At 62.8% G+C, this 24,743-nt stretch carries 17 protein-coding genes; 9 read left to right on the top strand and 8 right to left on the bottom strand.

The features are described from left to right. Positions 1 to 251: 251 nt before the first annotated feature. The 6 genes from ACPWR9_RS05350 (at position 252) to ACPWR9_RS05325 (ending at position 7,859) form a co-directional block, all read left to right on the top strand. Positions 252 to 713: an Lrp/AsnC family transcriptional regulator gene (locus tag ACPWR9_RS05350; RefSeq protein ID WP_058376615.1), complete on the top strand. Its 462-nt coding sequence runs from the start codon at positions 252 to 254 to the stop codon at positions 711 to 713. A 512-nt stretch (positions 714 to 1,225) separates the two neighbouring features. Next, the gene (locus ACPWR9_RS05345) at positions 1,226 to 3,487 is read left to right on the top strand and encodes a TonB-dependent hemoglobin/transferrin/lactoferrin family receptor (protein ID WP_426296615.1); all 2,262 of its coding nucleotides are present in this window, start codon (positions 1,226 to 1,228) and stop codon (positions 3,485 to 3,487) included. Positions 3,488 to 3,588: 101 nt separating this feature from the next. Next, positions 3,589 to 4,683, top strand: a complete 1,095-nt coding sequence (locus ACPWR9_RS05340; protein ID WP_426296151.1) for a hemin-degrading factor — start codon at positions 3,589 to 3,591, stop codon at positions 4,681 to 4,683. Positions 4,684 to 4,790: 107 nt separating this feature from the next. Further along, the gene (locus tag ACPWR9_RS05335; protein ID WP_426296616.1) at positions 4,791 to 5,657 is read left to right on the top strand and encodes a heme/hemin ABC transporter substrate-binding protein; all 867 of its coding nucleotides are present in this window, start codon (positions 4,791 to 4,793) and stop codon (positions 5,655 to 5,657) included. 157 nt (positions 5,658 to 5,814) lie between these two features. Further along, entirely contained in the window at positions 5,815 to 6,933 is a 1,119-nt protein-coding gene (locus tag ACPWR9_RS05330) for a FecCD family ABC transporter permease (protein WP_426296152.1), read from the top strand. Positions 6,934 to 6,992: 59 nt separating this feature from the next. Further along, the gene (locus ACPWR9_RS05325) at positions 6,993 to 7,859 is read left to right on the top strand and encodes a heme ABC transporter ATP-binding protein (RefSeq protein ID WP_426296153.1); all 867 of its coding nucleotides are present in this window, start codon (positions 6,993 to 6,995) and stop codon (positions 7,857 to 7,859) included. A gap of 18 nt (positions 7,860 to 7,877) precedes the next feature. Here the strand turns inward: ACPWR9_RS05325 and ACPWR9_RS05320 are convergent, their stop codons facing one another. The 4 genes from ACPWR9_RS05320 to ACPWR9_RS05305 form a co-directional block, all read right to left on the bottom strand. Continuing rightward, complete coding sequence (locus ACPWR9_RS05320) at positions 7,878 to 8,849, bottom strand: delta(1)-pyrroline-2-carboxylate reductase family protein (protein WP_426296154.1); 972 nt, start codon at positions 8,847 to 8,849, stop codon at positions 7,878 to 7,880. Positions 8,850 to 9,026: 177 nt separating this feature from the next. After that, positions 9,027 to 11,342 (bottom strand): penicillin-binding protein 1C, encoded by a 2,316-nt coding sequence (pbpC, locus tag ACPWR9_RS05315; protein WP_426296155.1) that lies wholly within the window; start codon positions 11,340 to 11,342, stop codon positions 9,027 to 9,029. After that, positions 11,320 to 12,093: a lysoplasmalogenase gene (locus tag ACPWR9_RS05310; protein WP_426296156.1), complete on the bottom strand. Its 774-nt coding sequence runs from the start codon at positions 12,091 to 12,093 to the stop codon at positions 11,320 to 11,322. The genes pbpC and ACPWR9_RS05310 overlap by 23 nt, the downstream gene beginning before the upstream one ends. Before the next feature lie 19 nt (positions 12,094 to 12,112). Further along, on the bottom strand, positions 12,113 to 18,142 hold the full coding sequence (locus ACPWR9_RS05305) for an alpha-2-macroglobulin family protein (RefSeq protein WP_426296157.1): 6,030 nt from the start codon (positions 18,140 to 18,142) through the stop codon (positions 12,113 to 12,115). 213 nt (positions 18,143 to 18,355) lie between these two features. Between ACPWR9_RS05305 and ACPWR9_RS05300 the strand changes: the two genes are divergently transcribed. Continuing rightward, a complete protein-coding gene (locus ACPWR9_RS05300) occupies positions 18,356 to 18,871 on the top strand; it encodes an FUSC family protein (RefSeq protein WP_150679441.1) in 516 nt (171 codons plus the stop codon). A 19-nt stretch (positions 18,872 to 18,890) separates the two neighbouring features. Here ACPWR9_RS05300 and ACPWR9_RS05295 read toward each other — a convergent pair whose 3' ends face one another. Then, the gene (locus ACPWR9_RS05295; RefSeq protein ID WP_426296158.1) at positions 18,891 to 19,403 is read right to left on the bottom strand and encodes an Lrp/AsnC family transcriptional regulator; all 513 of its coding nucleotides are present in this window, start codon (positions 19,401 to 19,403) and stop codon (positions 18,891 to 18,893) included. Between the two features lie 141 nt (positions 19,404 to 19,544). Here ACPWR9_RS05295 and phhA point away from each other — a divergent pair, with 141 nt between their 5' ends. Together phhA and ACPWR9_RS05285 are read left to right on the top strand one after the other, a co-directional pair. Then, positions 19,545 to 20,390 (top strand): phenylalanine 4-monooxygenase, encoded by an 846-nt coding sequence (gene phhA, locus ACPWR9_RS05290; protein WP_426296159.1) that lies wholly within the window; start codon positions 19,545 to 19,547, stop codon positions 20,388 to 20,390. Positions 20,391 to 20,580: 190 nt separating this feature from the next. Continuing rightward, a complete protein-coding gene (locus tag ACPWR9_RS05285; RefSeq protein WP_150679443.1) occupies positions 20,581 to 20,886 on the top strand; it encodes a 4a-hydroxytetrahydrobiopterin dehydratase in 306 nt (101 codons plus the stop codon). A 136-nt stretch (positions 20,887 to 21,022) separates the two neighbouring features. On the opposite strand, the gene ACPWR9_RS05280 is transcribed toward ACPWR9_RS05285, so the two are convergent. The 3 genes from ACPWR9_RS05280 to ACPWR9_RS05270 all read right to left on the bottom strand — a co-directional run bounded on the left by ACPWR9_RS05280 (position 21,023) and on the right by ACPWR9_RS05270 (position 24,743). Continuing rightward, positions 21,023 to 21,475, bottom strand: coding sequence for an SET domain-containing protein (locus ACPWR9_RS05280; protein ID WP_426296160.1), 453 nt, complete (start codon positions 21,473 to 21,475; stop codon positions 21,023 to 21,025). Positions 21,476 to 21,632: 157 nt separating this feature from the next. Beyond that, complete coding sequence (locus ACPWR9_RS05275; RefSeq protein WP_174987909.1) at positions 21,633 to 22,274, bottom strand: MarR family winged helix-turn-helix transcriptional regulator; 642 nt, start codon at positions 22,272 to 22,274, stop codon at positions 21,633 to 21,635. A gap of 1,353 nt (positions 22,275 to 23,627) precedes the next feature. Further along, positions 23,628 to 24,743, bottom strand: a complete 1,116-nt coding sequence (locus ACPWR9_RS05270) for a YbdK family carboxylate-amine ligase (RefSeq protein ID WP_426296161.1) — start codon at positions 24,741 to 24,743, stop codon at positions 23,628 to 23,630.

Genomic DNA, 24,743 nt, shown 5'->3' with positions numbered 1-24,743 from the left:
GGGGCATTCATCGTGTATCTCCTGAACCCCGTGCGGCCTGCTTCGGGCATCGACCGGTCAAGGATGGGATCGATGCTGCGGCCGAGCTTCGGGGGCGTGTCGTTATGTTCGTTGTCGCGCCCGGCCTGGCAAGGACGGGCGAGCGTCCGTATGGAAGCAGTGTATGGGCAGGCAGGAGAAAGATTTTTACTATTTCACTCCGTTTGGCGCAGAATACGAAACGTTCATTTCGAAATAGGCGATTTTGAAAAATGGAATTACTCGACAACTTTGCACGCCAGATCCTGCGGTTGTTGCAGATCGACTCGCGCCGCTCGGCGCAAGAGCTTTCGGAAAATGTGGGGTTGTCGGCGACGCCCTGCTGGCGACGCATCAAGGAGATGGAGCAGAACGGGGTGATTCAGCGCTACACGGTGCTGCTAGATCGCGAGAAGTTGGGTCTGCACGTGTGTGCGCTGGCGCATGTGCAACTCACGCGTCACACGGAAGGGGGCACGGAACAATTCGAGCGCGAAATCCGCACGTGTCCCGAGGTGACCGAGTGCTACAGCACGACTGGCGAGGCCGACTACATCCTGAAAATCGTGGCGCCGGACATCAAGGCGTACGACGCCTTCCTGCACGAACACATCTTCCGCCTGCCCGCCGTCGCCCACGTCAAAACCAGCGTGGTGCTGCGCGAGATTAAGTTCGATACGAGTTTGCCGGTGTGATCTCACGGGCGGCAGGACCGCCCGGCCCCTCGCCCTCTCACGCCTTGCCATCCCTTCCCTCCCATTGACACCCCCCGCAAAATTCCTGCTTGACGTCGGTTTCGTTTTTCGTTAAAAATGCGAATGATTCTTATTTAAGAACGACAAGTTCGTTGTCCCAAGGCCGAAAAACATGCGGCCGGGTGGCACGAGAATTCGCCAGCCGCGCCTGCCAGCGTGCTCCACCCTGTCACCTGTGACACGGAGGAACACGACGATTGCCACGAGCGCTTGCCAGCCAGCAACGGGGTTATTTGCACTGGGAGCCAGCAGTGAAGCAGTCGTCGAGCGGCGGGGACCGCCAATTTGTCATGACCACGCGCCGGGGACACGGCGCCACCACTTCGATTCGTGCCAGCCAGAGCGCCGGACACCGCATCGAAGACTCGCGCAGCGAACGCGCTCGCGAGAACCGCCGGCGTCTGCGTCCGCTGGTGCGCGCGGTGTTTGCCGCTGTCTGGTTGCCTGCCGGAATGTCTGCCGCCTATGCGCAGCAAACCCCGGCACCGGTCGACGCCAACGCCTCGACCGCACCGACCGTCCAGCTTGCCCAGGCATCGCCCAAAGCACCGTTGCAACTCGCCGAAGCCAACCTCAGAGAGGTGAACGTCACGGCTACGCGCACACCCACCGAATCGGATCGCACACCCGCGTCGATCTCGGTCATCACCGATCAAGACCTCGAAGAGCAGCAAGCGCAAGACATCAAGGAAGCGCTGCGCTACGAGCCCGGCGTCACCGTGCGCCGCGCGCCCTATCGCCCCGGCTCGGCCGCGCTCGGCGGCGGACGCGACGGCAATTCGAGCATCAATATCCGTGGCCTCGAAGGCAACCGCGTCGCCCTTTTCGAAGATGGCATTCGCATGCCATCCGGCTACTCGTTCGGCCCGCTCGAAGCGGGTCGCGGCGACTACATGAGCATGGATATCCTGCGCCGCATCGAAATTCTGCGCGGCCCGGCATCGTCCCTCTACGGCAGCGATGGCCTGACCGGTGTGGTCAACTTCCTGACCAAAGACCCGCAGGACCTGCTCGACACCTTCGGCAAGTCGACCTACTTCTCGCTGCGCCCGTACTACAACTCGATGGACCGCAGCTTCGGCACCACCGCCCAAGCCGCATGGGGCGGCGAGCAGTGGCAGGGCATGGTGATCATCGACGGCAACAAGGGCCACGAGCTCGACAGCAAAGGCAGCAACAACACGGCCAGTACCGCACGCACCACGGCGAATCCGCAGGACAGCAACGGCGATTCGGTGCTGGGCAAGCTCGTGTTCAAGGCAACGCCGACGTCGACCTTCAAGCTCACCGCCGAGAACGTACGCCGCCGTGTCGATACGCGAGTGCTGTCGGCGGTCAATCCGCCGACGACCCTCGGCCTGACCACCAGCGATCGTCTGGAGCGCAATCGCGTCAGCCTCGATTACGACTTCAACGATGCGTCGCAAGCGTATGTGCAGAACGTGCACGCGCTGTTCTACTACCAAGACGCGAAGAACAATCAGTACGCGTACGAAAAGCGCACAGCGGGCGACCGCACGCGCGACAACACGTACAAGGAACGCACCATCGGCGGCTCGCTGCAAGCCGAGAGCAACTTCGTGACCGGCCCGCTCGCGCACAAGCTCGTGTACGGCACGGATGCCAGCAGCGCCTTCATCACCAGCTATCGCAACGGCACCGTGCCGGGTGCGGGCGAGTCGTTCCCGAACAAGGCATTCCCGGATACCGACTACACACTCTTCGGCGCGTTCTTGCAGGACGAAATTCGATACGGCGCACTCACCGTCACGCCGGGTATCCGTTACGACGCCTACTGGCTCTCGCCGAAGCAGAACGACCCGCTGTACGTCTCGCAATCGGCGAACGGCAAACCGGTCGCGCCGACCTCGTCGAACGACTCCGCGTTCTCGCCGCGTCTGGCGATCATGTACGAGATTGCGCCGTCGCTGATCCCATACGTGCAATACGCACGGGGCTTTCGCACACCGACGCCCGATCAGGTCAACAACGGCTTCTCGAACCCGCTGTACGGCTACATGTCGATCGCCAACCCGAACCTGAAGCCGGAGACGAGCGACACGGTCGAGCTGGGCCTGCGCGGGCGTCTGGCCACCACACTGGGGCCGGTCACGTATAGCACCGCCGTGTTCGCGGGCAACTATCGCAACTTCATTTCGCAGCAGAACATCAGCGGCTCGGGCCGCCCGAACGATCCGCTCATTTATCAGTACGTGAACTTCAGCCGCGCCCGCATTCAGGGCTGGGAAGGCCGCGCGACGTGGGCACTCAAAGGCGGCGTGACGCTGCGTACGGCCATGGCCTATACGCACGGCACCACCGAAGACGACGGATCGAGCAGCCAGCCACTCAACACCATCAACCCGTTCTCGATGGTGCTGGGTGTGCGTTACGAGCCGAACAGCACGTGGTTCGCACAAGCCGACCTGCTCTTCCAGGCCGCCAAGTCGCAAAGCCAGATCGCGAAGACCTGTACGTCGGGCACGCAGCAAAACCAGGCCTGCTGGGCACCGGGCTCGTCGATCGTGCTCGATCTCTCGGGCGGGTATCACATCAACAAGCACGCCACGGTTTATGCGGGCGTCTACAACGTGTTCGATCGCAAGTACTGGAACTGGTCGGACGTGCGCAACATCGCCGAAACGTCGAACGTGAAGGACGCGTATTCGGCGCCGGGCCGCAGCGTGGCTGTGAGCCTGAAATTGCAGTACTGATCCTTCGGGATACGTCAGACGATGCGCCCGCCACCGTGCGGGCGCCTGCCAGCTAACTTCAAGCCACCTGCCAGCAAGCCACCGCAACAAAGGAATTTGCCATGATGAACGCTCAGAACGCCACCGCCGCGGCCAACGCCGTGTTTCCCGCCCTCGCCGACGTCACCCGTCTGCGCAGCGAATTCCAACGCGTGAAGACAGAACAGAATCTGCGCGATCGCGACGCCGCCGCCGCACTCGGCGTGTCCGAAGGTGAAACTGTTGCTGCATTTGTCGGCGAACACGTCGTGCGTCTGCGCCCCGATTTCATCGAGATTGTCGAAGCGCTGCCCGCCTTGGGCCGCGTCATGGCGCTCACGCGCAACAATACCGCCGTGCACGAAAAGGATGGTCCGTACGAGAAGCTCTCGCACAACGGCACCATCGGTCTGGGCCTCGGCAAAGAACTCGATCTGCGCATCTTCTATCACCAGTGGGCCTTCGGCTACGCCGTCGAAACGCCGGCCGAAAACGGTCCGCGCCGTTCGCTGCAATTCTTCGACAAGACCGGCACCGCCGTGCACAAGATGTTCCTGCGCGATCACAGCGATGTCGCTGCGTACGACGCCCTCGTCGCGAAATTCCGCGCCGAAGATCAGACCCCGGGTGAGCACGTCGTTGCCGCCGACGCCCCGAAGGCCGAGACGCCCGATGCCGACATCGACGTCGCCGCGTTCCAGCGCGACTGGCTCGCCATGACCGACACGCACCAGTTCTTCGACATGCTCCGGCGTCATGGCGTGTCGCGTGCGCAAGCGCTGCGTCTGGCACCCGCCGATCACGCACAACGCGTTCCCGCTTCGTCGGTACGCACGCTGCTCGAAGATGCGGCGGGCACCGACCTGCCGATCATGGTGTTCGTCGGCAACGCCGGGATGATCCAGATTCATACCGGCCCGGTGAAGAACATTCGCGTCATGGGCCCGTGGGTCAACGTGCTCGACCCGGGCTTCAACCTGCATCTGCGCGAAGACCTCGTCGACACCGCTTGGGTCGTGCGCAAGCCGACGTCCGACGGCATTGTGTCGTCGCTGGAATTGCTCGACGCCTCGGGCATGGTGATCGCCATGTGCTTCGGCGAGCGCAAGCCCGGTCAGGCCGAGCGCGAAGACTGGCGCGAGACGCTGGGCCGCGTAGCCGCAGCCACGGGAGCCTAAGCGTGAAAGCCAAATTCGACGCACGTGATGCGCTGACGCACACGTCATCGGGGGCGTACGCCGGCGTGCCGGGCAACCCTGCCCGGCGAGCGTTGCTCACGGGCGGTATGGCCGTGGCAGCGGGGGCATGGCTCTCGCCGATAGCGTCGGCTTGGGCAGCCACGGCTGCGCCGATGGCGAATGCCACGGGACCGAAGCGCGTTGTCGTCGCAGGCGGCGCGTTGACGGAGATCGTCTACGCGCTCGGCGCGCAGGACCGCGTGGTTGCCAACGACCTCACCAGCCTGTACCCCGAGGCCGCCACGAAGCTGCCCAAGATCGGCTATCTGCGCACGCTCTCCGCCGAGGGCGTGTTGTCGCTGCACCCCGATCTGCTGCTCGCGGGTGCCGAAGCGGGTCCGCCCAACGTGCTCACGCAAATCGCCGCCGCCGGTGTGCCGGTGAAGCGCTTCACACACGGTTACACGGCCGATCTGGTGCGCGACAACATTCGCGATGTCGCCGCCGCTTTGCGCGTGAACGATGACGGCGCGCGCGTGGCTGGCCGCTTCATGGCGGACTGGCAGAAAGCGCGTGACGAGATTACGCAACGCTATGGCAAGCAACGCCGTCCGAGAGTGCTGTTCATCCTTGGCCACACAGGCAATCAGGTGATGGTCGCAGGTCAGGACACCGCCGCCGACGCGATGCTCGCCTACGCCGGTGCCGACAACGCGCTCACTGGCTTTACGGGGTACCGCCCTCTCACGGCAGAAGCCGCAGTGGCCGCGCAGCCCGATGTGCTGCTCACCACGACGACTGGGCCGTCGAGTGTCGACCCGGCGGCAACGTTGCTGGCACAACCCGGATTAGCGAATACACCCGCGGGACGCGCCAAGCGAGTGGTGAGCTTCGACGCGCTCTATCTGCTGGGCTTCGGTCCGCGTCTGCCGCAAGCCGTGGCGGAACTCGCGCAGCGCGTGCACACGGCTTAAACACGGCTGTGTGCCTGCTTAGGGCTATCGCCCCGCTATTGGTCAGCTATTGAACGAAGATATGTCAGCCGCTTCCCCGCTCAATACGAGTCCTCCTTCAAGTCCGCTTGCGCACTCCGTCCCAGGCCCTGTCGCCGATCCGGCGCGTGGTGCCAGCGTGAGTCCAGCGTCTGTTGGTGATCGCAAGACGCGTGATCCGTCAACAGGTTCGTCGGGAACCACAGGCGTCGCGCGCCGCCGTCCACCCCGTTGGCTCGTAATGACCGTACTCGTCTCGCTGCTTGCGCTCGCCGTGCTGGCGGCGCTATGCGGAGGCGCGTATCGCATCGCGCCCGGCGAAGCCATCATGGCGTTGTTTCGTGGCGCGAGCGGCGATTTCGCACAGGACCAAGCACGCAGCGTGATGTTGCAGATTCGTCTGCCGCGCATCGTACTCGGCATGCTCGTCGGCGCGGGGTTCGGTGCCGCGGGCGCGGCGTTACAAGCGCTCTTTCGTAACCCGCTGGCCGATCCCGGCCTGATCGGCGTGGCGAGTGGTGCAGCACTGGGGGCGGCTGGCGTCATTGTGATGGGCGGTGTGTTGTTACCCGCTGCACTGGCCGCGTCTCTCGGCCTCTGGATGCTGCCGTTGGCGGCGTTCGTCGGCGCGCTGGGCGTGACTGCGCTCGTGTATCGACTCGCCGCCGGGCGCGGCCGTCTCGCCCTGCCCTTGCTGCTGCTGGCGGGTATCGCCATCAACGCGATCTCCGGTGCCGCCATTGGCTTGCTGACGTATCTCGCGAACGACGCGCAGCTGCGCACGCTCACGTTCTGGACCTTGGGCAGTCTGGGCGGCGCGCAATGGTCGATGCTGGCCGTGATCGTGTGGCCGGTGGCGCTCGGCATCGTCGTGCTGGCCAGTCAGTGCCGCTCGCTCAACGCCCTGCTGCTCGGCGAGGCCGAAGCGCTACATCTGGGTGTGGCCGTGCAGTCGGTGAAACGACGGGTGATGGTCGCTTGCGCGTTGTGCGTGGGCGCACTGGTGGCGTCCAGCGGGATGATCGGCTTCATCGGTCTGATTGCGCCGCATATTGTGCGACTGGTGGTCGGCCCCGATCCACGTGCAGTGCTGCCTGCGGCGGCGCTGTTCGGCGCGATTCTGACGCTGCTCGCCGACCTTGTCGCCCGCACGTGGGTGTCGCCTGCGGAGCTGCCGCTCGGCATTCTGACCGCGCTGCTCGGCGCACCCTTCTTCCTGATGCTGCTGTGGCGACGCCGTGGGCAGTTCGGGTTGTGAAATGTGGAACGGGACACGTAGATCGGTCAACGTGACACGACACCCGACAGGACTTCATCATGCTTAGTGCCCACAATCTGACGATCGCTCATACCGATGCCCCCGTGCTCGACGGCTTGTCGCTCGACATCCGTCCCGGCGAATTGCTGGTGCTGCTCGGGCGCAATGGTGCGGGCAAGAGCACGCTACTCAAAGCGCTGGCGGGCGAGCCGATGTCGCCTCGTGCGCAAGTGTCGGGCGCCATTACGCTCAACGGTGCGCACCTCTCGCAATACACCACGGCGGCGCTGGCTCGATTGCGCGCCGTGCTGCCGCAAACGGCGCAGTTGTCGTTTCCATTTAGCGCATTGGAAATCGTCACGATGGGACGGCTGCCGTTTGCGACGCCCCGTCGCGGCAACGCGCGCGGCGCAAGTGATACCGACATCGCCACGGCGGCACTGGAGCGAGTGGGTGCGGGGCCGTTGTTGCACCGCGACGTGACGACACTCTCAGGCGGGGAATGGGCACGGGTGCAGTTCGCGCGCGTGCTGGCGCAATTGTGGCCGACGGATGCAGTAGGCGATGCAGGAACCTCAATGGCGCCGACCGTGCCCTCCGTGCCGCGCTATTTGCTACTCGACGAACCGACGGCGGCGCTCGACCTTGCGCACCAGCATCACCTGCTTGCACTCACGCGAGCGTTGGCGAAGTCATGGGGATTCGGTGCGATGGCGATCGTGCACGACGTCAACCTTGCGGCGCGTCACGCCGACCGTATGGCGCTGCTGGCCGACGGCCGAATTCTCGCGACAGGGACACCGCGCGAGATCATGCGCGCGGATTTGATCGAGCAGACCCTCGGCCTGCCCGTGCATGTGATCACGCCCGACATTGCGCATCTGTCGGCAGGTGCGGCTGGCGTGCCGATTGCACTGCCAGCCTAGCGTATCGCCGCGCCTCGCTCACGCCTCTGGCACGCCGTCCCTTTTGAGATTGGCACGCGCACACAGCACGGCAGCCAGATCCCACAACGCGTAACCCACACTCTTGAACAACACCGGGCCGCTCGCGCGGAAACGGTCAGGGGTGATGATCGCGTCGAGCAACGGCGCCGCCCGCCCCCAGTCGATGGCGGCGTGTAGCAAATCGCCCGCCTCGTGCTTCACTTCCCAGGTGTCGACCACAAGCGTGCCGCGCACGGCGGCATCGCGACAAAGTTGCGGCGGCAGTTCACGCATATCGGGACGGAACGCACCGACACCGGCGACGAAGATGTCGTCGCGCCAACGCATAGCATCGCTATCGGGCAGTACCGGTTCGCTACTTGTGGTCGCCGTGATGACGATGCTCACCGTGCTCAACACCGGCTCGATGGCGTCGACCACGGTCGCCTCAACGCCAAGCGTCGCCGCATGTTCGGCCAACGCATGCGCGCGCTCGGGGCTGCGCGAGAAAATCATGAAGTGACGCGTGCCCATGCCCGCTGCAAAGGCTTCCAGATGCGCGCGGGCCTGCACACCGGCACCGACGATCAACACCGGCCCCTGCGGCCGCGGTGCGAACTTTCGCGCCGCGAACAAGGTAACGGCCGCCGTGCGTCGCCCGGTCACGGTCGGGCCGTCGAGCAGCATCAGGCGCTCGCCCGTGTGCGGATCGAACACCATCACCTCACCGATGATCGACGGCTTGCCCGCTCGACAATTCTCGGGATGCACGGTGATGTGCTTGGTCATCGCCACATCGCGGTTGGCGGCCGGCATGACCAGCAACACACCGCCACGACGGCCGCGTTCAGGTTCAGTCAGGGGAAAGTGCAGACGCTCCGGCGCACGCGCCGTGCCCGAGCGCATCTCCATGAGCATGGCCTCGATACCGTCGGCCAATTGCGGATAGGGTAGCAACTGCGCGGTTTGCCGCGCATCCAGCGTGATCATCGATGTGTCTCCGCTACAGGGCGTGTGCGCGCACATCGTTGCGGGTTCGACCCGCCACCGACACATCGCGTCACGCATTGCCAAGTCTGATTTTTAGTGTAGCGCGCATCGCGTCGACGCGTCTGCTTCATCAAAAATTAATCGTGGCAATCCTTGTTGCGGAATAAGCACATACGCTCAGCGGCTCGCATTGCGCATGCGCTTACCGTCGTTCACGCTCGCGCCGCGTACCTCGAAACGAACACTGTCGCGAACCGTGCCCGACGCGTCGACGAGTTCGAGCGTATGGCGTCCCGGCCACGGTAACCAACTCACGCGTGCGCTGCCGCTCAGCGGCTTGCCATCGAGACGCCACGCGGCACCTTTGGGCCACGCAGCCGCTACCTGAAACCAAAGCCGTTGATTTGCCGGTGGGATATCGGGGTCGAGTGCGACGATAGTGCCGTCGGCGGGGCCCGCAATGCGCCATAGGGGGCCGCCAGGGGCTTTCGATGCCAGTGACGACAGGGCAATCGTGCTTTGCGCTGTGCCTGCGAGAAACCACTCCTCGCGTGCCGGTTCGACATGCTCGGCATACTGCACCGCGACATGCTCGACGCCTGCGGGCGGCGCAGGCGGCAAGCTCGCCGTGCGGCGGTGCAGGTAATCCATGACGCGGTGCCAAATCGGCGCAGCGCCAGAGACGCCCGAGACATCCCACATCGGCGCACCATCGGCGTTACCGACCCAGACACCGACCGTGTAACGCCGCGAATATCCCACGGCCCAGTTGTCGCGCATGTCCTTGCTTGTGCCGGTTTTGACCGCTGTCCAGTAACGCGTGGAGAGCGGGCTGTCGAGCCCGAACGTGCGCGTGCGCGCCTGACGATCGGACAGCATGTCAGAGACGATGAAACTGACCTGCGGCGTGAAAACGGTAGTGCGTGGAATAGCGTTGGCGTTGGCGTTGGCGTTGGCTGCGAGTTTGCTATTGCCCGTGCGCGATGACGCGGGCAACAGGTCATGCGTGTCGCTCGCCACGCCGTTGTTGGCCAGCGCACGGTAGGCGTTCGTCAGCGAGAGTAGCGTGACATCCGCACTGCCCAGCGCGAGGCTGTAACCGTAGTAATCGCCGCTTTGCGTGAGCGGCAGTCCCAACGACACCAACGTCTGCGCGAAACGACGCGGCGTCACCATCACCAACGTGCGCACCGCCGGTACGTTCAGCGACGACGCCAGTGCCGTGCGTGCACTCACCCATCCCTTGAAGTGCCGGTCGTAGTTTTGCGGAATGTACAGGCCGCCGCCGGTCGGCAGATCCAGCGGCAAATCGTCGAGCAACGATGCCGCCGTGATCCGCTGCTCTGCAATGGCCTGCGCATAAAGAAATGGCTTGAGCGTCGAGCCCGCCTGACGCAACGACGTCACCCCGTCGACCTGCGCCGCCGCCGACAACGCGCCCGATGACCCGACCCACGCGAGGATGTCGCCACTGGCGTTGTCGATGACGACGAGTGCGCCGTCCTGCACGTTGCGCCCGCGCCCCGGTGCGCCCAGCTCGCGCAGCGTCTGTTGCAAGGTGGTCACCGCCATGCGCTGAAGATTGGCATCGAGCGTACTGGTCAGACGCGTGCCTGCCGGTGGCCGGCTTGCCGAGAACACCCGACGCGCGAAATGCGGCGCCAGACTCACCGCGTCGCGCGTGGTCATGACGCTTGCGGGACGCGAGAACACCAGTTGCGTGTAACCCTCCAGTCCGTTGCAGTCGTTGGCGGCACCGCCACCCTGCCCGCTGGCAGCGTTCATGCTCGAGCTCATATCGCGCAAGATGCCGCACGCGCGTTGCGACACCCGAGCGGCAGGTGCATTGGGTGCACGCAGCAGCGCGACAGCGATGGCTGACTCTCGCGCGTCCAGCCCGATCGGCAACTTGCCGAACAGAGTCTGCGACACGGCCGAAATACCAACCAGTTCACCCCGGAACGGCACCAGATTCAGATACGCCTCAAGAATCTGATCTTTGCGCCAGCGCTGTTCGAGCCAAACCGCCGTTGCGGCCTGTCCGACCTTCTGCGTCATCGAGCGATTACGTGTGCTCGGTCGCAAATCGTCATCTAGCAGCCCCGCCAATTGCATCGTCAGCGTCGAAGCGCCACGCGTACGGGAGTGCCAGAGATTGCCCCAGGCAGCGGCGGCAACACCTCGCCAGTCCACACCGCTGTGCTCGTAAAAGCGCTTGTCTTCCGAGACGATCAGCGCCTGCCGGAAGGCGGGCGATACGTCGGCCAACGTGACCCAATCACCGCGTTGTGCCCGCATATCCGCGCGCAGACGCTGCAACGGTTGACCGTGACGATCGAGCAGAATCCAGTCCGACGCGCGCCAGTCTTGCCGCACCTCATCAAACGACGGCACCGCGTGGGCAGGCTGCACTGCCTGTAGCGTGCATAGCGCAAGGGCGACGACGACCGATGCCGTCAGACGGCGAACATCAGGCACCGCGCGCGTCTCCATGATTCCCGCTATTTCCGCTGTTTCCGGTACCGCTACCTTCGCTTCCGCCGGCGGGCCGTGACGCACTCCCCGGACGTATGGCCAGAATGCCGGCCGTGAGCAGCAACTGCGCCAGTGCGTAAAGAATCCAGATGGCGTATTCCTGTGCAGGCACGCTGCCCACGAAGCGCGTGGTACCGATCAGCGCATCCGACACGGTGAACAGCAATGCCCCAACAGCGGCCCACTCGCCACGCACACCGGCCAGCAGCGCCGCCGACGCCATCATCGCGAGCACAATCACGTAACAGGCCACGGGCGCCTTCAGTTCCCCCATCCCCGGCCAATACATCACATAGGCGAGCGCCGCCGTGATCCATACCAGCACGATGGCGATCCGATGCCACGTCGGCACTTGCGACCAGCGGCGCCGCACACGCCAGAACAATACGAAGTAAGCCAAGTGCGCGATCAGAAACGCGCCAAGGCCAAGCACGAACCCCTGTGCCATCTCCGGCAATGCCAGCAGTACATCGCCCGCGCCCGAGAAGATCAGTGCCGCGCACAACCAAACACGCTCGCCGGGCACGCGGTGATAGAGCGCTGCGAACAACAGCAGCGCGCACAGAAACACCTTCGCGACCGCCTGATCGGGGTACGGCGCGCCACGCAGTGCCAACGCGTACCCGGCACCGGCGGCTGCCGCCAGCCACCAGAAGCGCCGGGCGTCGCGGGGCAGCGCCGCCGCAGGTTGAAAGAAGTTCGACGTCATAGCGTCCTCATACTCCGATTCATGGCTTCGCCGGAACAACCTGCACCGGCGCGTTGGGCGACTCGCCATACATGGCCGGCTCGTACATCGCTTCGACACGCGTGGGCGGCGTCGCAAACTTACCGACGTTGTTCAGCCGCACGGTGTATTCGATACGGTGCTGCCCCTTCGGTAAGTAGTCGTAGTAAGCACGGTAGGCATCCTGCGCACGCTCTTCGAACGCAGGCATCGCACCTTCGCTGCGCTCCCCCTGCGTCGCAATCGCCGAGTCTCGGCCCAGTCCGCCGCCAAGTACCGTTGCCCCACCCGGCAGCGGATCGCTCACGACGACCCAGCGCATATCGGCTTGCGCATCGATATCGAGGCGCACACGCAACACGGCACCACGGACAAAGTTATCGCCCGATTTGTCGGCCGCATCCTGCACCTGCACCGTACGCGTAACCCGGTAACCGGCCGAGAACGGCGCCTTGAGCGGTACGGCGGCGAGGCTTTGAATCGTCGCCCACGGCTTACCTGCGCCGCCCTGGTCCAGCCGCAGCACATCGCGTCCGCTATCTGACCCGGTCGCAGCCTGCGCGAGCCACGGCAGCGATACCGGCGGCGGCACGGTGCCCGCCTTCAGCTTGTCCCAGTCGACGGTCTGTACGGCGCCACTCGTCTGGTTGTCGCGCTGCCATTGGATGGCCGTCTGCCCCGTCGGCGTATCTCGCTCGAAACGCGCCGAGAAGCGATCGACCGCCAACCCGCCCCACACGTTTGCTGTGGTCGTCGACCACGCACCGCGCGATTGCAAGCCGAGCAAGCCGATCACCAGACGCGGCATCTCGTCCTTCCACGCCGGGTTGGCATTCATCAACAACGCCAGCCGTGCAGCGTTGGTCTCCGGGCCGACCATCAGCCACCAGAGACCGTCGCTGGACTGCGTCGAGAAGCCCACGCGGGTGCCCTGATACGAGAGTCGTGCCCGCAGAATCTGCTCGGCCTGCGCCATCTGTTCAGCGCGCTGCGGCACATCGGTCAGACGTTGCAGGATGGCGTACCAATCGATGACGGCCGACGTCGGCCAGTCGTTCGGCGCAATCGTCAGGGAACTGAGCATGCGCGCGTTGGCGCGGCCGTAGCGCGAGAGCGCCTCGATCGCCGTGAGCTTGCGCAGCGTCAGGTCGTCGCGTGGTGCCCAGAACCTGCGCGTGAGACGCCCTTCCACAAACGCAGCCAGCCCGTCTTGCATACGCGCGAGCGCGTCGTCGGGGATGGCATATGCCGGGTCAAGCGCCTTGGCCTCATTGCTGACGGCCAGCAGGTAGGCGGTGAGCGTATCGCTGCCCTGATTCGCAAAACCTTCCTGCGGCGGGAAGTAACTGGCCAAACCGTCTTCGTCGAGATACGACGGCAACGTACCGGTCACCCGTTTCCACTGTGCAACGTCACGCAAACCCAGCGCCTTAGACGCCTGCTGTTCAAGGCAGGCATACGGATACAGCTCGAACCAGCGCTTGACCCCCGGCAACCCTTGCGACAAACGCGGCTGCAAGCTCACGCGAACACCACCGCGCAGCTTGCCCGTGCTATCCGCCACAGCCCCCGCGGGTGGCGCCATCGGCAACGTGAGGCTGCCTTCCACCTGCGTGAGCACAGACTGCTGCACGGTCGCGGGCAGCGCGGGCTGAATGTCCTGCCCCACCTTGATGGCATCGCTCGCCGCCGCGCCGCCACCAGCGGCCGGCGCCTGCGCCGAGACCTCCCACAGCACGCGTTGCGCGCGCGTATCCGCCAGGCCGGTCGGTGCGGTGACCTCCCATGCCACTTCGCGCGACTCGCCCGCCGGTACGTCGACACGTTGCGGTGCCAGCGTGAGTTGCGTCGCCCGCGCGGTCAATTGCACCTGCATGGCGTGCTGCGTGGTGTTGCGCACGGTGAATTGCGCGCGGTAGTTATCGCCTTCGCGGATCAGCGGCGGGAGCCCCGAGATCAGTTGCAGATCCTGCGTCGTGCGGATCGTCGCTGTCCCCGTGCCAAACCAGCCAAGCGCCTTGGCACTCGCGTCTCCCGGTTTGCCGTCGTCGGCAATCGCCACGATGCGGAAGCTGGAAATCGAGTCGTTGAGCGGCACGTCGACGCTCGCCTCGCCCTTGTCGTCGAGTACGACGCGCGGCTGCCACAACAACAACGTATCGAACAACTCACGCGTCGGGCTCTTGCCCCCGCCACCACCGGCGGGTACCGCTTTACGTCCGTAGTGTCGGCGACCGATGATTTCCATTTGCGCGGTCGCCGTCGTCACGCTATAGCTGCGACGCTGCCACATGGCATCGAGCAGATTCCAACTGGTGTTCGGTGCCAACTCCAGCAGCGCCTCGTCGACGGCGGCAAGTGCCACCTCCGAGCCAGCTGGCATGGGTTTGCCATCCGGTTGCGTGACCTTGATCCGTACCTTCGCATGACCGCGCACCGGGTACGTCGCAGCGTCAGGTTTGACCTCGATGCCAAGACGCTGCCCCGCCGTCCCCACGCGAAGCTCCGTCACGCCAAAGCGATAGGCGGGCTTACCCAGATCGACCAACCCGGTTGGCGCCTGATACTCACGTCCTTCGTACCAGAACGCACGGAACCATTCGAGCGGCTGCTTCCAGCCCCACTGGAAGAACGAATACCAAGGCACCTCGTGGATGCGCCCCCGCACCGCCAGCACCGACACATAGACATTCGGGCCCCACGACGGGTCGACCTTGAGCGAGATGTTCGGGTCCTTGCCCGAAATCTCCATCGTGCGCGTCTCGATCACACCCTCGCGCTCGATGGCCACGAGCGCCGTCGCCGTACGGAACGGCATACGCACCTGCAATTTGGCCGTCTCGCCTGGCTCGTAGGCGCGCCGCTCAGGCAGAACATCCATACGATCGGTGTTGTCGCCGCCAAACCAGACCTCACCTCGTCCGGTAACCCAGACGCTGGTCGTGGCCGTGCTCAGATTGCTCTTGTCGTCTTTGGCTTGTGCAACCAGCGTGATTTCACCCGGTTGCGTGAGCGACACATCGCACGACAACAGGCCGCGATCGTCAGTCTTGCCGCTACACACCGTCCCGAGATCCTTCACCTCGGTGCGATTGTCGTAGGCGTAGAAGCCGCCCACCATGCGCTTGCGGCTACTGGTGGTAATGCGAGCTTCGGCACGCACATCCATCGCCACGCCCGACTTGGGTTTGCCTTGCAGGTCGAGGGCAAGCGCCTTCACCGGCAGCTTGTTCGTCACCGATACCCAGCTTTCGCTGCGGACACCGGTGATCAAATTTGCCGGCCACAATGTGGCATTGCCGCGAAGCGTCTGAATCTCGCCATTCGGATCGGCAAAGCTCGCCTCCAGTACCAAATCGCTCGGCCGGTCGACCTTCGGCAGATCTTTGAGCGTGAGACTGCCAGCACCATTGCGATCAAGCACCAGCCGTTGCTTGTCGGCGACGAGCTTCTGATCGCTCGCGCCCGAACCTTCGTCGCCGTTCTGATCGTCGTCATCCGACGCACCGGTTTGTGCCGAGGGCGGCCGATAAGGCGTAAAGCTGAAGTCGTCATAGCCGTCGAACGTGAGATCGCGCGGGCGCATCAAGGCCGACACGCGCACCGGCAAATTCCCGGCCGGACCGCCCGCGACGTAATTCACCTGAACGTTCAGCGGCGCTTCCGTCATGTTGATGAGCGGTGATTTGGCGGCATCTCGCACGCCGATGCTGCCCGCCAACACCGGCAGGCGGAACGCTTCGACACGGAAGTGCCCGGCATCGAGCGACGCCGGGTAATTGGGCGGCCGCTTGTCACCGTCGATGTAATCGAGCGTCACCGAGTACTCGCCAAGCTTGGCGCCTTGCGGAATCTGGAATGTGTTTTCCGCCAACCGGCCGTTTCGCCACGTCACCGGCTGCGTGTAGGTCTGCCCAGAGCCTTCGTGCGTGATCGTCAGTTGCGACGGCAAACCGCCCGGCAGCGACAACCCTTGCATCGTCTCCTGACGAATGAAATGCTTCATCGACACGGTTTCACCGACGCGGAACAGCATGCGGTCGAACACCGTTTGTGCGCGCACCGTCGGACTGCTGCCGCCATCGGTCGGCACGTGGAAGCGCCACGGCTCGATGCCGCGATTCCAGTCCGACGAAACGAACGCCATGTCGGGATCGTTGCCCTGCGTGCGAGCCACGACGAAGTAGCCCGATCGGCTGCTCTTCTCGCAATACTTGTAGCTCTCGAACGGCTTGTCGATCTTCGCGACGCCCGTCTTGTCGGTTACCGCAGTCGCAACTTCATTGCCGTCGCAATCGAGCACGCGCACATTTGCATTCGGCACCGGCTGGCCTTTATCCAGCGTCGTGACCCAAGCCACGGCGTTGTCACGGCCCATCTTGAAATGCACACCGAGGTTGGTCACCAGCACGGTGGTGCGCACATACATTGGCAACGATTTGCCCAAGAGCGCCGCCCCCAGCGAAGGTGAAGCCAGCTCCACCACGTAGAAGCCCGGCTTCTGGAACGGAATGCCGACGACTTCGAACGGACGCGGGTCCTTTTCCTTGGGCACTGGCAACGTCAATGCCTGCACGCCTTGCAGACCAGAAAGTAGCGACAGGCTGCGCGTGTCGTAACGCGTCACTTTGTCTTCGACCGTAGCCGCAGCGTTAGGACCGAAGCTGTCCTTCGCGGCGGGGCCCGAGAGAATCGACGGCATCTCGGAGGCGATCTGCTTGCGCGTCATCCACGTCTCGTCGAAGCGGCGCACGCGGGAAAGCCACGTCAACACCTGCGTATCGTCATCCACGCGCAGTTGCATCGTGCGGCCGTTGATGGCCGCCTCACCTGCCACACCAAGGCCATTGATCTGTAACGCCGGTTCGACCTTGCGCAAGGTGACGGGCAACATCGGCGGCATGCCGGGCTCGGCGAAGCGCTCGACGATACCGAACGGCGCAGCAGCAAACTTGGCAAGCGGCGGCATCGTCGACGTCTTGGTGCGCAGTGGAAACTCGCTCGCATTCGCCAGCGGTCTGCCGCTGTCGTCGGTGAAACCCTTAGGCAGGGTGATGGTCAGTTCAGCCTTCTCGGGGAAGGGGGCATCGAAGGTGACATCGGTCACACTCGACGCACGATCGGTGGCATCGAACTTCGGGCTGCGTTGCGCGCCGGCGCCTTCCACACGCAGCTTAGCGGCCATGTCTCGCGCGACCGGTGAGGTGAACGTCAAGCGCAGCGGGCGCAACGGCGTGCACGGCGCGTTGGCGTTCTCACGCTCGCAGCTGAAGCTGGCCGTGAACGGTTCGCGGACCTCGTATTCGAACGGTCGCGACTGGCGTGTCGCCACGCCCGACGGCGTGGCAATGCCAGCGCCCCAGACGAGATGCATCTTGGCACCAGCAGCTAACGTGCGATTGCATTGCAGCATCACCACGCGCTGCGCTTGCTTTTCCAGATTGAATCGCTTGAGGAGTGCCGCGCGGGCATCGCCCTCGATCCACTTCACGCCGATGCGCTCGCCAATACCTTCGGTCTCGCACCAGGCGTTTTTGCGCACGCTGGCCGGATCGGCTTCGCCGTTCAGCGTGAGGACGAATATCTGGTTTTCATCGATGGGACCGTATGACGGGCGAATCCCCGTCACGGCGGGGCCGCCGGTATTGAACGCGTAGCGTGTCGTGCCAGTCAGCGCGGCGCCGGAGACGGCCGACAAACCGCTGCGCATCTCGACCGCGCATTTCGCGCCGGGTGGCAACGACTGCTTGAAGTCGTACACCCAGATTTTGGGTTCGAGCCAATGGCCGTCGCCAGTGAGCTTCGGGTCCGAGCAGCGCACCGTGGCGGGTGCTTGCGCGCGCGGGTCGCCTGCGGGAACGATCGCTTCGTCGAACTTCACGACGACCTGGTCGACGCTGGCGACTTCACCCTGCGGACTCACACTCGTGACACGCGCAGCCTGTGCAGGCGACGCCGCGAAAATGCCAAGACTCAGTGCCGCCCACGCCAAAGGCGCTGCGGGCCAGACTCGTTGCGTTCGGCTATGCATGCCGGACTCCTCCCTGTTTCTGGTCTTCCGGATTCTACCCCGCACCTTTTGGCATCTCGAACCATTTCCCATGACATCCGCAGACGAACGCCACAATTCGGATTCCAGACAGCGAAGCTTCGGATAATCTGCCGGTGGGCCACAGACGCGGCCTATGTCACACTGGCAACTTCTTGTCTTCGCGCCCCCCCGTCTTGGCGCCATCTGCTGCCCATGTCCATCGCCTTTCTCCACCCAAAGAAGAATGCGCTGGTCTATCTGGTCAAGATTCTTACCGGGTCGCTGATCGTCTGGTTCGGCCTGCGGGCTGCCGGCTTTCCCGAGCCGTACTGGGCCATGATCTCGCTCATCATCGTGACCGAGCCCGACCCGCTACAGGCACGCAGTAACTTCAAGGCGCGCTCGATCAACACGATCAGCGGCGCGATCGTGGCTTGTATTGTCTTGCTGGTGATGGGACCGGGATTGCCGGCCATGCTGGTGGGAATCACCATCGCCACGCTTGCGGCGATGCTGGTGCAGAACTATCCGGCCAACTGGCGGCTGGGGCCGGCCACGGTCGTCATTCTGATGTCCGCTGCGCTGAGCGGTCAGGGACAAGGGCTGCACGAGGAACTGAGCCTCGCCATGTTGCGCGTGATCGAAGTATTGGTCGGCTCGACCGTCGCGCTCATCATGTCGCTGATCTATGGGCGATACATCAAGCCCCGGTTGATGCCGGAGGACTAAGTCCGCCGGCCCGGCCCGATCAGTCGTCCGAGCCGCTCACCCGACGCACGCCCGTGCTGCGCGACAGATAGTGCAGCGGCAGCGAATTACTCCGCTTGAAGGCGCTGAGCACAATGTTCGAGCGCACGTTCTCCACACCCGGCACTTGCATCAGGCGCTTCATCACAAAGGCCGACAAGGCGTTGAGATCGGGCACGACGATGCGCAACAGGTAATCGGCTTCGCCGACCACCGCGTGGCATTCCAGAACTTCCGGCAAAAGATCGATCTCGGCCTGAAAGCGCTCGATGACATGGTCGCCATGATGTTGCAAGCGCAGCGTCGTGAACGCTGTCACCCCGAGGCCCAGCACTTCGGGCCGTAACACCACCCGATACCCCTCGATGATGCCCGCCGCTTCGAGTCGCTGAAGCCGCCGGCCGATCTGCGACGCCGAGAGCGCCACATCTTTGGCCAACTCGTGATGCGTGGCCCGTCCGTCCTTCTGCAAGGACTCCAACAGGGACAGATCGTAGCTATCCAGATCAACCATGACGATTCTCCGCAATAAATCGCTTATTTTTGCGAACTTTATGCAAACGACTTTCACCACAGGCGCATTATGCGCCCATTTCGCATGCCATGCGCACTACACTTTCAATCATTGTTAATGCCTGATTGAGACGTAAGCATCATGTCCACCACCGCCATGCTCAAGGAGCAATTCGACGCCGGTCTCACGACCCGGCCCGACTTCACCATCGATCAACCTGTCGAGCAATACGGCGCGGTCGATCACGCGGTGTGGCAACAACTTTACGAACGCCAGACCGCCATGCTGCCCGGCCGTGTGTGCGACGCCTTCATGGAAGGTATCCGCGCACTCGACATGGACGCCCGCCGCGTGCCGGAGTTCGCCCAACTGAACGAAAAGCTCATGGCGGCCACCGGCTGGCAAGTCGTGGCAGTGCCCGGCCTCGTGCCGGACGACGTGTTCTTCAACCATCTGGCCAATCGCCGTTTTCCCGCCACGTGGTGGATGCGCCGCCCCGATCAGCTCGACTACCTGCAAGAACCCGACTGCTTTCACGATGTGTTCGGCCACGTGCCGTTGCTTGCTAATCCGGTATTCGCCGACTTCATGCAAGCCTATGGTCAGGCTGGCAAGGTGGCGCAGGAGATCGGCGCGTTGCCGCTGCTCGCCCGCCTGTACTGGTACACGGTCGAATTCGGTCTGATGCGCGATGGTGACGGCCTGCGCATCTACGGCGCCGGTATCGTCTCGAGCCGCGGCGAAACCGAGTTCTCGCTGACGTCGCGCGAACCGAACCGCATCGGCTTCTCGCTGGACCGGGTACTGCGCACGGAATACCGCATCGACACGTTCCAACAAACGTACTTCGTCATCGACGACTTCGCCCAGTTGTTCGACGCCATGCGCGCCGATTTGCCCGCGCTGTTCAAGGCGCTGGCCGCTGAGCCGTCGTTCGCCGCCAACGCCCGCCTGCCGCAAGATACGCAGATCGTTCTGCCGGCCTGACGGGCTCGGCCCGATCGCGTCTAGCCGTTTCCGATATTTGGACCACCCGAGCGCAGGATCTCCCCTACGGGTGGGATCTTGCGCGCACGCGTCATCCGCCTGTGAAACAATAGCCAATCGACGGGCTCAAAAGGCGCGTCGATTCGATATTCGATTCGTACTGTACTGAATACGCTTTGAAAGGAATGCCATGACAACACGACTCTCATCCGAGGCGCGCGCCGAACTGGCCGAAAAGCTACCCGAGTGGCATCAGGTGGTCGGCCGCGACGCCATCCAGCGCAGCTTCACGTTTCACGATTTCAATGAGGCATTCGGCTTCATGACGCAGGTCGCGCTCAAGGCCGAAAAGATGAACCACCATCCGGAGTGGTTCAACGTCTATAACAAGGTCGACATCACGCTCTCAACGCACGATGCCGACGGTCTGACACAACGCGACGTCGATCTGGCGCTCGCTATCGACCAGTTTGCCGGCGATCGCGCCTCGGCCTAAACTCAGGCGTCGCACTCGTCAACTTCTCACCCAGCATCGGACGGTATCGCGGCCTGTCGAGATATCTCGATAACACGCAAGGCCCGGTCCGCACCGATGCCGCGGTTAGCGTCACCCTTCCTGCTTTTTCAGCGTGTCAGCCCTTCGGTGCGAGCAACGTGCCGCGACACTGCTTGCTGCCGCAATGGCAGGCGTACTCGCGCTTGAGTTTGGCCGTGTAACGCGCATCGATCACCAGACCGTAATCATAGAAAAGCTCTTCGCCTTCGTCGATATCGCGCATGGCGTAGATCTGTACGTGTTTTCCCTCTTCGCGCGCTTCGCAATTCGGCGCGCACGAGTGATTGATCCAGCGGGCGTTATTGCCGTCGACTTTGCCGTCGATACAACGGCCGTCTTCCAGACTGAAGTAGAAGGTGTGCGTCGGGTGATCGGGGTCGTGCGGATGCCGGCGCAAAGCTTCTTTCCACGAAATGATCTCGCCCTTGTACTCGATCACGCGCTCGCCCTTTTTGAGGCGCCGGATCGCGTACACACCCTTGCCGTGGACGCCGGACTTTCTGACTTCGATTCTGCGCTTAGCTGACATGTATATGCGACGAGTTTCGTGGGTACAAAAGAGCGCAGTGTACAGGGCTGCGCCGGTCATGTGCGTGACAAGTCCCGACGAAAAAAAACGCCACCCATGCCGGATGGCGTTCCCCCCTCGTTCGCGCCGCGTATGCGTGGCGACCAATGTCCGGTGCTCAGACCTTGCTGTAGAGCTTCCAGACCTTGCGCTGCGTGGCGATGTCGGCGTCCTCGTGCGAGTTGCAATCGAGAGGAATTCGCGAATCGTCGTACGTCGCATTGAAGTGATTGCAGTGGTACTGACCTTTGCCGCGCGGTGCCGCTTCGAAGTGCGTGCAGGTCAAACACATGCGTTGCGGCGGCATATCGCCGCGCTCTTGCATCGTGAAGACGAGTTTGACGAGCGCGCGGTAGAGCTGGGCACATTCCTTGTCGCCCAGTGAGTCGGCGGCCGTCGTCAGGAAGTTGGGCCACTGCGACGCGCGCTTGGCGGCGGTACGGCCGCGAGCGGTGAGTCGAAGTGCCAGTGCCCGGCCGTCGTTGGCATCGCGCCGCTTCTCGACCAGCCCTTTGGATTCCAGTGTGCTCACGGCCTCGCTGACCGTGGCCGATGTGAGTGCGGCATCCTCCGCAATCTCGCCCAATCGCATCGGCACGCCACGCGAGAGCAAGAGCGTCAGAATCTCGCCCTGCGTCGGCGTCAATCCAGCCAATGCCGCGCCCTCCCAGGCGTGGCTCCGTAACGCCGTTCCCATGCGCAACAAACCTGCCGTTACGCGCTTGGATAGCGCTTCATCTAGTGGGGTCGGAGTAGCCATGATTTTCGTTAGGATTTCTAAAAACTATACGTCGATAAAACAGCTTGTCAAATTTACTCGCAGGCGGTGCATCACACGATATGCCTTGCCTTTCCATCAATTTCGGCGCCCCGCCCGGGGGAAACCCTGACCCACTTCCGTGTCGATACGCGACGGCAAGTCGCTGTTGAACCTGCCTTCCCGCCACGATTCCATTGTGTGTTCTGAGTCGAATTTTGGCGTATCAGTTCTTGTACTGATCTCCCAAATCCTAGGCGCAATGTTTACAAAATATTGGTGTCCTGCTCACTGCGCGGGCGAATCGTGACAGCGTCAAAAACATTTCGCATCCCATGCGAATTCCGCCGCCAAGCCAATAGATGTAACGCCGCGGCTTGTCTCGCACCCCGCACCAATTTCACGCATCCGTGCAAAGCCGCGCCGGACTTGGCTCGCAGGCCGTAGCGACGCTTTTCGTTGCCCCGAAGTCCCTGTTACGTCCCCCGAAAAACTGCCTCGAACATCGAGGGATCGGCTTCGCTTTATCGCATGCGAGTGCGTATACGAAACGCCCATTCGTTTCGACCAAAACGCAAATGTTCTGAAACACGAACGACGACCCTCGGTCGCGTAACGACCCGTTCGGCAAAAAATTCGGGGAATGAGCTGATCGGCATGTCCGGTGAAGTCACCTTTTTGACATGCGAAGTGAAGAAATAGACGACGCCCGCGATTTCGCGCGTTACAGCCAACAAAACCAACATCAATCACTTCAGACAACACGCGCGGTACGTCACAAAAACAGAGTGGCGAGATTGTAGCTGCGAACCTCGCACGCGACGCGAGAACGTCAAAATTATCCACAAAACCGTGTTTTCGGGGGTGTCTTGCACAATATTTAGGCGCCTGTGGATAACTTTCTGGATAACTTATCGGACTACATGTGCATGGGTTCGGGATAACTTGCGAATCTTTCCACAGGGGGCAAAAACTGTTCTGAGTTGTTCTTGGGATACCCGCTGTTTGTCCATCCAGTTCTCAATCGGGCAAGTCGCTGTTTACACGGCGTTAACTGTGGTTATCCACAGCAGTGGGCTGCCTTTGTTAACTACTACTATGTATACATACAGTAAACCTATTAAAACCTTAAAACCTTGCTACGAGCGCTGCAAAAAACGGAAAACCCTGTCAGGACGAACAGTGGAAAACGCAGCGCTTGCGATGCGTGTACCAACGGCTCGCAGCAGCACGCCAAGGCCTGAGCAAAACCGTTCGGGCAATAAAAAACCCCGCCAAGGCGGGGTTTCGTTACACCGATCGGATAATCACCGGTGTTAAGACAAGCGGGTTAGCGTCCTGAGAAGCACGACGGCCTCACGACGCCCATCGCAAACACTGCTGCCGAACCATCTCGTTGAGCGACTTGGCGTCTGCGTGAATTTGACGCAGCCACACCGCGTCGTTGGTGCCTGACGCGACCAGCTGACGGATCTCGTCGCACGCCGCTTCGGCTTCCAGCACCGCTGCGTGAGGCTTGATGATCTCCAGCGTCTGGGAAATGTGCTGCCCCAGCGTAGTGCGCTCACCGCTCTGCGGGTCGACGTAAGCCCCCTCCAGACCGAACCGGCAAGCCTCGAAGCGGTTGAACGTGTAGACCAGGTAATCGTCCTCGCTCAACGTGAACGGGCGCTCCTCGAGCAGATAACGGGCCAGAGACTGGATGTAACAGGCGATAGCAGCCGCGCGATCGACGGATAAGGGGGTATCCATCACTCGGACTTCGATCGTCCCAAAGCCCGGCTTAGGACGGATATCCCAGTAGAAGTCCTTCATGCTCTCGACGACGCCGGTTTTCACCATCTTGTCGAAGTAAGTCTCAAAGTCTTCCCACTTGAGGACGAACGGCGCACGACCCGACAGCGGGAACGCGAACACCGAATTCAGACGCGCGGAATGGAAACCCGTATCGACGCCTTGCACGTACGGCGACGATGCCGACAGCGCAATAAAGTGCGGGATATAACGCGACATCGCGTGCAGCAGATACAACGCGCTGTCCGGGTCAGGGCAGCCGATGTGGACGTGCTGACCGAACACCGTGAATTGCTTCGCGAGATAGCCGTAGAGCTCAGAGAGGAAATGAAAACGCGGCGAGTCGTAAATGGTGCGCTCGCTCCAGCGCTGAAACGCGTGGGTGCCACCGCCGCACAGCCCGACGTTGAGTTGCTCGCTCGCGGCAACCAGCACGTCGCGCACGCGTCGCAGTTGCGAGACCGCGTCGCTGTGGTGATGACAAATATCGGTCGAAAGCTCGATCATGCTTTCGGTCATTTCCGGTTTGATATCGCCCGGATGCGTCTCCTTGGCGACTAGCCGCATGACATCGGCAGCCGCCTTCGTCAGATCGTAATCGTGGCGATTGACGATCTGCATTTCCAGCTCGACACCGAAGGTGCACGGCTTCGAGGGAATGAATTCTTCTAATGACAT

Source organism: Pandoraea pneumonica, assembly GCF_049918595.1.
Classification (GTDB): Bacteria; Pseudomonadota; Gammaproteobacteria; order Burkholderiales; family Burkholderiaceae; genus Pandoraea; species Pandoraea pneumonica_A.
Note: the sequence above shows the minus strand (reverse complement) of the source record. Positions and strands in the feature narration are given on the sequence as shown.

Bases quoted from the DNA above. Each gene is read 5' to 3' on its own strand.
- ACPWR9_RS05335 (WP_426296616.1), top strand. From the start codon at position 4,791: ATGGCCGTGGCAGCGGGGGCATGGCTCTCGCCGATAGCGTCGGCTTGG.
- ACPWR9_RS05280 (WP_426296160.1), bottom strand. From the start codon at position 21,475: ATGTCAGCTAAGCGCAGAATCGAAGTCAGAAAGTCCGGCGTCCACGGC.
- ACPWR9_RS05285 (WP_150679443.1), top strand. From the start codon at position 20,581: ATGACAACACGACTCTCATCCGAGGCGCGCGCCGAACTGGCCGAAAAG.
- ACPWR9_RS05275 (WP_174987909.1), bottom strand. From the start codon at position 22,274: ATGGCTACTCCGACCCCACTAGATGAAGCGCTATCCAAGCGCGTAACG.
- ACPWR9_RS05340 (WP_426296151.1), top strand. From the start codon at position 3,589: ATGATGAACGCTCAGAACGCCACCGCCGCGGCCAACGCCGTGTTTCCC.
- phhA (WP_426296159.1), top strand. From the start codon at position 19,545: ATGTCCACCACCGCCATGCTCAAGGAGCAATTCGACGCCGGTCTCACG.
- ACPWR9_RS05295 (WP_426296158.1), bottom strand. From the start codon at position 19,403: ATGGTTGATCTGGATAGCTACGATCTGTCCCTGTTGGAGTCCTTGCAG.
- ACPWR9_RS05310 (WP_426296156.1), bottom strand. From the start codon at position 12,093: ATGACGTCGAACTTCTTTCAACCTGCGGCGGCGCTGCCCCGCGACGCC.
- ACPWR9_RS05350 (WP_058376615.1), top strand. From the start codon at position 252: ATGGAATTACTCGACAACTTTGCACGCCAGATCCTGCGGTTGTTGCAG.
- ACPWR9_RS05325 (WP_426296153.1), top strand. From the start codon at position 6,993: ATGCTTAGTGCCCACAATCTGACGATCGCTCATACCGATGCCCCCGTG.
- ACPWR9_RS05270 (WP_426296161.1), bottom strand. From the start codon at position 24,743: ATGTCATTAGAAGAATTCATTCCCTCGAAGCCGTGCACCTTCGGTGTC.
- ACPWR9_RS05305 (WP_426296157.1), bottom strand. From the start codon at position 18,142: ATGCATAGCCGAACGCAACGAGTCTGGCCCGCAGCGCCTTTGGCGTGG.
- pbpC (WP_426296155.1), bottom strand. From the start codon at position 11,342: ATGGAGACGCGCGCGGTGCCTGATGTTCGCCGTCTGACGGCATCGGTC.
- ACPWR9_RS05320 (WP_426296154.1), bottom strand. From the start codon at position 8,849: ATGATCACGCTGGATGCGCGGCAAACCGCGCAGTTGCTACCCTATCCG.
- ACPWR9_RS05300 (WP_150679441.1), top strand. From the start codon at position 18,356: ATGTCCATCGCCTTTCTCCACCCAAAGAAGAATGCGCTGGTCTATCTG.
- ACPWR9_RS05345 (WP_426296615.1), top strand. From the start codon at position 1,226: ATGTCTGCCGCCTATGCGCAGCAAACCCCGGCACCGGTCGACGCCAAC.